This window comes from Planktosalinus sp., from assembly GCF_059864935.1.
The window spans coordinates 1-7,715 of the sequence record NZ_JCBCCK010000048.1; the positions used below are offsets into that span (position 1 = coordinate 1).

Below are 7,715 nucleotides of genomic sequence, written 5' to 3' on the forward strand. Positions count from 1 at the left end.
AAAAATAAAATGAATCTCTATCTTTAAGAAATTTTAATTTTTTTCTAATTTCTTCTAAACGATTTATTTTGAGTGTTGCAAAAATCAAACTTTCATTCTCTAAATTTAAAGTAGTAATTATTTCACCTAAAGCGTCATAAACTGCCGAATGTCCAATATAATCAAAACCTTTTCCATCCTGTTTCACTCTGTTAACGCCAATACAATAAGCCATATTTTCAATGGCTCTGGCTTGAAGTAATATATCCCAGGCTTTGGTTCTGATTTCCGGCCAGTTGGCCACATAAATTAACACATCATAATTTTCAACATTTCTTGCCCAAACGGGAAATCTTAGGTCATAACAAATCAACGGACAGATTTTCCAGCCTTTGTATTCTACAATTAGTTTTTTTGCTCCCGGACTGTAATGGTCTTGCTCATTGGCAAGGGTAAAAAGGTGTTTTTTATCATATTGAAATAGCTCACCTTCCGGTGTTATAAATAGCAGTCTGTTGTAATAATTTCCGTCTTCTCTAATTATCAAACTTCCTGTGATTGCAGCACCACTTTCAACAGCAATCTGTTTCATCCAACTGACTGTTTCGCCCTCCATAGTTTCAGCAAGGGGCTGTACATTCATAGTAAAACCTGTTGTAAACATTTCAGGAAGTACAATCAGGTCTGACTCGTTGTTGATTTCTTTAATTTTTGCCGAAAAATAGTCCCTGTTAGCTTTGGGGTTTTCCCAAACCAAAGGTGCTTGTATCAATACTACTTTTAATTCCTCTTTCATATGTTTCGTAAAATTTCTGTGGCTTTTTCGATGACCTCATCGGTTTTGGCAAAGCAAAAGCGTAGCATTCTGGGGTCAGTTTTGTTTTTATAAAACACCGAAATGGGTATGGAAGCCACTTTGTTTTCTATGGTAAGCCGCTTTGCGAATGCTGTGTCTTTTTCGGCTGTGATATTTTCGAAAGATAGCAACTGAAAATAAGTGCCTTTTGCGGGTGTAAATTCCCAGCGGGAACCTTTTAAGCCTTCAAGAAACAAATCCCGCTTTTTTTTATAAAATTTGGAAAGCGAAAGATAATGCTCCTGCTCTTCAAGATATGTCGCCAACGCCACTTGCGCCGGATGATTGACACTAAACACATTAAATTGATGCACTTTTTGAAATTCTTTCATCAAGGGTTCTGGAGCAACACAATAGCCCACTTTCCAACCGGTATTGTGAAAAGTTTTACCGAATGATGCCGTGGCAAAAGACCTATTTGCCAGCTCGGGAAAACGGGTGACACTTTGATGGGTCTCGCCGTCAAAAATAATGTGTTCATACACCTCATCACTCAAAACAATGCAGTTTGAATATTCAACCAAGTCCTGAAGTTTCAGCATATCATCATTGGAAATTACAGATCCTCCGGGATTGTGTGGGGTATTAATGACAATCATTTTGGTTTTTTCAGAAAACTTTTCCTGTACTGTCTCCCAGTCAATGGAAAAGTCAGGTAGTTTTAAAGAAATGTTGATAGGCTTCCCACCGTTGAGGACTATCGCGGGTTCATAACAATCATAAGCCGGTTCAAATATGATGACTTCATCTCCTTTGGATACAAATGCTGAAATGATGGTGAAAATTGCCTGAGTGGCACCTGCTGTTATTGTGATTTCGGTTTCGGGATTGTAAGAACTTCCGTAAAGGGTGTTTATTTTTTCACAAACCCTTTTGCGTAAAGCGAAATGACCCGCCATTGGGGCATACTGGTTGTGACCTTCATTCATCGCCTTTGAAACCAGGTCAATCAGCTTTTTATCGCTATCAAAACCGGGGAACCCTTGTGAAAGATTCAACGCGTTGTATTCCTGTGCCATTTTACTCATAACGGTAAAAATGGTGGTGGAAACATCAGGCAATTTTGAATGGATTGAAATATTCATCGTTTTTGGTTGAGTTGTAAATTTCGTGGAAATATTACGAACCTGAAACTTTTTATCCAAAAAGATAATTGACCACCTCTTCCATTTTGGCCACTTTTACTATTGAAATTCCTTTATTAACTTTCGGTATTTTGCAATATTTTGAAACCATGATGGTTGCATAACCGAGTTTTTCGGCTTCAAGAATGCGTTGTTCAACCCGGGCAACAGGTCTTATTTCGCCGGCAAGGCCCACCTCGGCAGCAAAACATATATCCTTCTGCAACGGAATGTCTTCATTGCTTGATAAAATTGCTGCCACCACAGCCAGATCAATAGCCGGGTCGTCAACAGAAATTCCTCCCGTGATATTTAAAAACACGTCTTTTGCAGCCAACCGGAACCCTGCCCTTTTCTCCAAAACGGCAAGAATCATATTGAGCCGCTTGGCATTGTAACCTGTGGTGGTGCGTTGTGGTGTTCCGTAAACAGCTGTGCTCACCAGTGCCTGAATCTCAATAAGCAGGGGCCTGATACCTTCAACTGTAGCCGCAATGGCTGTGCCGCTTAGTTCTTCATCGTTTTTCGAAATCAGCACTTCACTGGGGTTGGTTACCTCGCGTAAACCTTCGGAACGCATTTCATAAATCCCGATTTCATGAGTTGAACCGAAACGGTTTTTGTTGGCTCGTAAAATTCGGTACACGTGGTTTCTGTCACCTTCAAACTGAAGCACGGTATCTACCATATGCTCGAGGATTTTTGGCCCTGCGATATTTCCATCTTTGGTAATGTGCCCTATAAGTAGGACAGGTGTAGCGGTTTCTTTAGCAAATTTGATAAGCTCTGCAGTACACTCTTTGATTTGTGAAATGCTTCCTGCACTGCTTTCAATATAGTCGCTGTGCAGGGTTTGAATGGAGTCGATAACCACAATTTCAGGTTGCAGTTCTTCTATCTGCCGAAAGATGTTTTGGGTTTTGGTTTCGGTGAGTATGTAGCAATTGCCTGTTGTGGAGTGTATGCGTTCTGCTCTCATTTTAATTTGCTTCTGGCTTTCTTCACCGGAAACATACAACAGCTTATAGGGCATTTGTAAAGCGATTTGAAGCAAAAGAGTTGACTTCCCGATTCCGGGTTCACCCCCCAGTAAAATTAAAGAACCGGGAACTATGCCGCCACCGAGAACACGGTTAAGTTCTGTGTTTTTTGTGTCCAACCGTTGCTCTACAGAGGTGTCAATTTCATTGATTTTAAGTGGCTTTGACGCTTTTGATTTTGGGTTTTCAGAAGATTTCCAACTGACTTTTTCGGGTTTTTCAATGATTTCTTCTGTTATGGTATTCCATTCTTTACAAGAGGTACATTGACCTTGCCATTTGGCAAACTGAGCGCCACAGTTTTGACAAAAAAATGCTGTTTTTACTTTAGCCATCAATAACCAAAATCAAATTTAATACTATCTACCTTTTCCTTGAGCAAATCAAAGGTAATGAATCCCACTTCTTCAAGCTCAAAGGCTACTTGATAAGCGCGCATTGCTCTTCGGGGCTCACCGGTTTCTTCATAAAAACGCCCCAGATAATAATGGCCTAAAACGGTATTGGGATGTTCTTTTATAGCCAGTTGTGCTACTTTTTCAAGCGATGGCCATTCTTTTTTACGTTCAGCGGCAGAGGCAATGGCAAGGATGTCATTTTCCCTAACTGTTGTTTTAAATCCAAAAAGGTCTTCAATGGTCTTGTATTTATTCTCTAAGTAATCAAAAACAGGAGTTTCAAGTTTTAAAATTATTTCGTCATAGTCTTTTTTACTAATGGGCCTGTAAATTGAAAAAATATCTTCAAGTGCTGTCGGGATAGCTTTCCCTACAAGGGAATAATGAGAAGCTCCCTCAAAATCGTCATAATAATAATGGATGTTTTCTTTATTGATTGCACTCATCCCTTGATTCAACTGAAGTGTAACATCTCTTATAGGCTTTAAATCGTTGGTTCCTGTTGCTAAGTAATAAAATATTTTATGGTGCATGGCGGAGATTCTTTCAGGAATTCTGGTTTCCATAAGTGGCGCTAAATCAGGACTTAACGATAGGTATCCATTAAATAAGGGCGGGTCTTTAAAAAGGTAGTAATTGATGAAGTTTGCAGTAAATTCGTGCCCCACTGCAAGAATAAATTTTGCAGTTCTGTATTTTCTGTCGATATAAGGCATCAATTCAAGGCCTACAAATTCAAAAAACTTGGCGCCGGATTCTTCGGGAAAATAACTGTCTCCATAATAGCCATCATAATCTCTGGATCTGTCTTGCATTATTCCCACTACAATGGCTTCGGGCATTTCTTCCCAGTAGGAATAATAATCTACATTTCCGGCCACGGGTTCAAAAAGGTAATCTCCGTCAAATACCAAGACTATAGGGTACACTTTTTGGGTGTTGGTATCATAATTTCGCGGAAGCTGAATTTTGAGTTTTCTGGTTTCCCCCAATTTTGATGATTTAAACTCTTCATAAATTACCTGGGAGGAAAGATTTGAAATCATCAGCAAACACATTACAAAAAGCAAGTTTTTAGTCATGAGTGAAACGGTTTAAAATTAAGTATGGAAAGGTATAAATTATTTTGCTTTGTTTAAAACCGGAAGCAAGAGAAATGACATCCCTCCAAGAATGATTACCATTACTGTCTGTGAAGTCCACACCAGCCATCCAAACGCAGTGCCCGCAGTTTCGGGAACACCAAAAAGCAAGAGGATTCCGGCAATAAAAAGCGGATATGAGCCAAAACCGCCATTTGTAAAAGCAATGGTCAGGCTTCCGACAACAAACGCAGTTAAAATAGCGGCAATTGATATGTCAGAGGTTTCAGGAAGCGCAAATATCATTACATAAAACATGCTGACATACATCAACCAAATGAAAAGTGTATGGCCTATAAATGCCCATTTTCGTTTTATTTTAAAGATGCTTAAAATCCCCTCTTTTAAACCTTTTAAAAAAGACTTGATTTTTTCACTCAATGTCGAGTTTGATTTTTTTAAAAAATAAAAAAATAAAAACCCCAAAGGAACTGCAATCCCTATTAAAATATACACTCTAAATAAATCAATTTTTTCATTCTGTATAAAACCTGAAATGAGTGGAAATTGAAGAATTAAAGCCACAGCGATAAACATCAATAATATTAAAAAATCAAAAGCCCTTTCAGAAATAATGGTTCCAAAAGTTTTATCAAAAGGCACGTTTTCATATTTGTTGATTACCAATGCCCGTGAGAGTTCTCCACTTCTGGGGATAAAAAGGTTCATCAAATAAGTGATATATACTGCCAATAGTTTATTTATGAAAGAGGGCCTGTAACCAATAGGCTCAAACATATAGCCCCACCTTATGGTTCTTGAAATGTTGCTAAGAATGCCCAAAAAAACAGAAAGGGCTACATACTCATATTTAGCACCTTTGATATGCTCTTTTACTTTTTCAATTTCTTCAGGAGAGAAGTTGCTATAAGAATACCAAATCAGGAAAACACCCAACAAAAGCGGCAGGGCAATTTTCAGGAAGTTTAGTATCTTTTTTTTCACCTTTTATTTGAGAAGATTGGTTTCTTCATCAGGAAAAATGAGTGCCGGTTTAAATGTTCTGGCTTTTTCTATATCCATCATCGCATAAGTTATGAGAATAAGCACATCCCCCACAGCCACTTTTCTTGCTGCAGCACCGTTTAGGGTAAGTTCGCCGCTATTTCTCGGGCCTGGAATAGCATAAGTTTCAATGCGTTCGCCATTATTGTTATTTACAATTTGGATTTTTTCGCCTTGAACGATATTTGCGGCATCCATGAGGTCTTCGTCGATGGTAATACTGCCAATATAGTTCAGGTCTGCCCCTGTTACTTTAACTCTGTGAATTTTGGATTTTACAACGTGTACAAACATTTTGCAAAGGTAATTAATTTAGTGCGATATTATCGATTAGCCTCACTTCATCAACAAACACGGCTATAAACGCACGGTATTTTTTATGATTCTCTTTTCTGTCAATAGGTTTTAGGGTTTCTTCTTCAGAAATTTCAAAGTATTCCAACACTAAACACTTATTTTTTTTAAATTCATTTTCTACCCATTGAGCAATTTCTTGGGCATTTTTTGTGCCAAATTCTTTTTTAACAGTTTGTAGCGTTTTATAGATGACTGATGCTTCTTCAAATTGACTTTTAGTCAGTCTTTTGTTTCGTGAACTCATAGCCAGCCCGTTGGGTTCTCTCAAAATGGGACAACCCACAATTTTAACAGGTAACTTTTCAATTTCTGCCAGTTTTTTTACAATCTGCAATTGCTGAAAGTCTTTTTCGCCAAAATAAGCATGTGTGGGCTGAATCAGGCTGAAAAACGATTTAAGTACGGTTCCCACTCCGTCAAAATGACCGGGACGGAATTTGCCTTCCATTTCATTTTCTATTCCTCCAAAATCAAAATGTTGCGAAATCAGCCCGTTTGGGTAGATGTCCTTGGTTTCAGGAACAAAAATCAAAACATTTTCAGGATAGGGCTTTAGAATGTGTAAATCACTTTCAACAGTACGAGGGTAGGTGTCAAAATCTGAATTGTTATTAAACTGCGTAGGATTCACAAAAATACTGATTACAACCAGTTCATTTTCGCGTAAAGCAAAATCAATTAAAGACAGGTGTCCACGATGTAGAGCACCCATAGTGGGCACAAATCCTATGGTTGCATTTTGGGCTTTTTTGGGCACTATGGCTTTATTCAAAGCTTCAAAACTGTAAAATACCTGCATACCTGACATTTAAAATGGGGTGCAAACTTAAGATAATCCTGCCAATCTGCATAAATTTTCGTAATTTTGCGTGTTTTTTAAATCCTAACTTGAATAAACAATTCCATATGAAAGATAAAAGAGTCTTGTATGTGTCTTCGGAAGTGATTCCCTATCTTCCGGAGACCGAGATTTCTTCGATGTCGTTTGAGGCGCCCAGAGCAGTAAATAATAAAGAAGGACAGATTAGAATTTTCATGCCCCGTTATGGCAACATCAATGAAAGAAGGCACCAGTTGCACGAAGTAATCAGGCTTTCAGGAATGAATCTGGTTATTAATGACCTGGACATGCCATTGATTATCAAAGTGGCCTCAATACCCAAAGAGCGGATGCAGGTGTATTTTATTGAAAATGATGACTATTTTAAAAGAAAAGCCACTTACACCGATGAAGACGGCAACTTCTATGAAGACAATGATGAAAGGGCCATATTTTTTGCAAAAGGGGTGATTGAAACTGTAAAAAAACTTAACTGGTCGCCGGATATCATCCACGTTCATGGCTGGCTGGCTTCTTTTCTGCCATTATACTTAAAAAAATACTACGGCTCAGAGCCGCTTTTTGAAAACAGTAAAATAGTTACTTCTGTGTACAATCAAGGCTTTGATGGAACGTTAGATAAGGAAGTCATAAGCAAAATTGCCTTTGACGGAATTGAGGAAAGTGACATCACTGAGCTAGAAAATCCAACATATGCCAATTTGATGAAAGTAGCTATCAACTATTCAGATGCTATCATTGAAGGGTCTGAAACTATACCGGATGAACTTAAGTCTTATATTAAAAATTTAGACAAGCCGGTGTTAAAGTTTCATAATATGGAAGAGTTTCAGGAAGCATATATCGATTTTTACACCCAAAAAGTTTTAGTTTAATATCTACAATTATTTTATCTCTGAATTAAAAATGAATTTAAATAAAGCATTTCTCACTTTTATAGGGTTTACCCTCATTATTTTATCATTTAGTGCCT

Annotated in this window: 8 protein-coding genes; 1 reads left to right on the forward strand and 7 read right to left on the reverse strand. The window is 38.0% G+C overall.

What is annotated here, in order from left to right:
• From AC6F75_RS01965 to panC, 7 genes are all read right to left on the reverse strand, one after another.
• Positions 1 to 775, reverse strand: a 775-nt coding sequence (locus AC6F75_RS01965; protein ID WP_500713241.1) for an amidohydrolase, incomplete at its 3' end; no start/stop codon positions are given.
• Positions 772 to 1,914: a methionine aminotransferase gene (locus tag AC6F75_RS01970; protein WP_500713247.1), complete on the reverse strand. Its 1,143-nt coding sequence runs from the start codon at positions 1,912 to 1,914 to the stop codon at positions 772 to 774. The genes AC6F75_RS01970 and AC6F75_RS01965, both read right to left, overlap by 4 nt.
• A gap of 58 nt (positions 1,915 to 1,972) precedes the next feature.
• Entirely contained in the window at positions 1,973 to 3,334 is a 1,362-nt protein-coding gene (gene radA / locus AC6F75_RS01975) for a DNA repair protein RadA (protein WP_500713242.1), read from the reverse strand.
• Positions 3,334 to 4,479, reverse strand: a complete 1,146-nt coding sequence (locus AC6F75_RS01980; RefSeq protein ID WP_500713243.1) for an alpha/beta hydrolase-fold protein — start codon at positions 4,477 to 4,479, stop codon at positions 3,334 to 3,336. The genes radA and AC6F75_RS01980 overlap by 1 nt, the downstream gene beginning before the upstream one ends.
• A 39-nt stretch (positions 4,480 to 4,518) precedes the next feature.
• A complete protein-coding gene (locus AC6F75_RS01985) occupies positions 4,519 to 5,472 on the reverse strand; it encodes a flippase-like domain-containing protein (RefSeq protein ID WP_500713248.1) in 954 nt (317 codons plus the stop codon).
• 15 nt (positions 5,473 to 5,487) lie between these two features.
• Complete coding sequence (gene panD / locus AC6F75_RS01990; RefSeq protein WP_500713244.1) at positions 5,488 to 5,838, reverse strand: aspartate 1-decarboxylase; 351 nt, start codon at positions 5,836 to 5,838, stop codon at positions 5,488 to 5,490.
• Positions 5,839 to 5,851: 13 nt separating this feature from the next.
• Positions 5,852 to 6,700 carry a pantoate--beta-alanine ligase gene (panC, locus tag AC6F75_RS01995; protein WP_500713245.1) on the reverse strand — a complete coding sequence of 283 codons (849 nt, stop codon included), beginning with the start codon at positions 6,698 to 6,700 and terminating at the stop codon, positions 5,852 to 5,854.
• 107 nt (positions 6,701 to 6,807) lie between these two features.
• Here panC and AC6F75_RS02000 point away from each other — a divergent pair, with 107 nt between their 5' ends.
• Positions 6,808 to 7,617 (forward strand): glycogen/starch synthase, encoded by an 810-nt coding sequence (locus AC6F75_RS02000; RefSeq protein WP_500713246.1) that lies wholly within the window; start codon positions 6,808 to 6,810, stop codon positions 7,615 to 7,617.
• Positions 7,618 to 7,715: the final 98 nt, after the last annotated feature.

Excerpts from the sequence above, each read along its gene's own strand:
- AC6F75_RS02000 (WP_500713246.1), top strand. The coding sequence starts at position 6,808 with ATGAAAGATAAAAGAGTCTTGTATGTGTCTTCGGAAGTGATTCCCTAT.
- radA (WP_500713242.1), bottom strand. The coding sequence starts at position 3,334 with ATGGCTAAAGTAAAAACAGCATTTTTTTGTCAAAACTGTGGCGCTCAG.
- panD (WP_500713244.1), bottom strand. The coding sequence starts at position 5,838 with ATGTTTGTACACGTTGTAAAATCCAAAATTCACAGAGTTAAAGTAACA.
- panC (WP_500713245.1), bottom strand. The coding sequence starts at position 6,700 with ATGCAGGTATTTTACAGTTTTGAAGCTTTGAATAAAGCCATAGTGCCC.
- AC6F75_RS01980 (WP_500713243.1), bottom strand. The coding sequence starts at position 4,479 with ATGACTAAAAACTTGCTTTTTGTAATGTGTTTGCTGATGATTTCAAAT.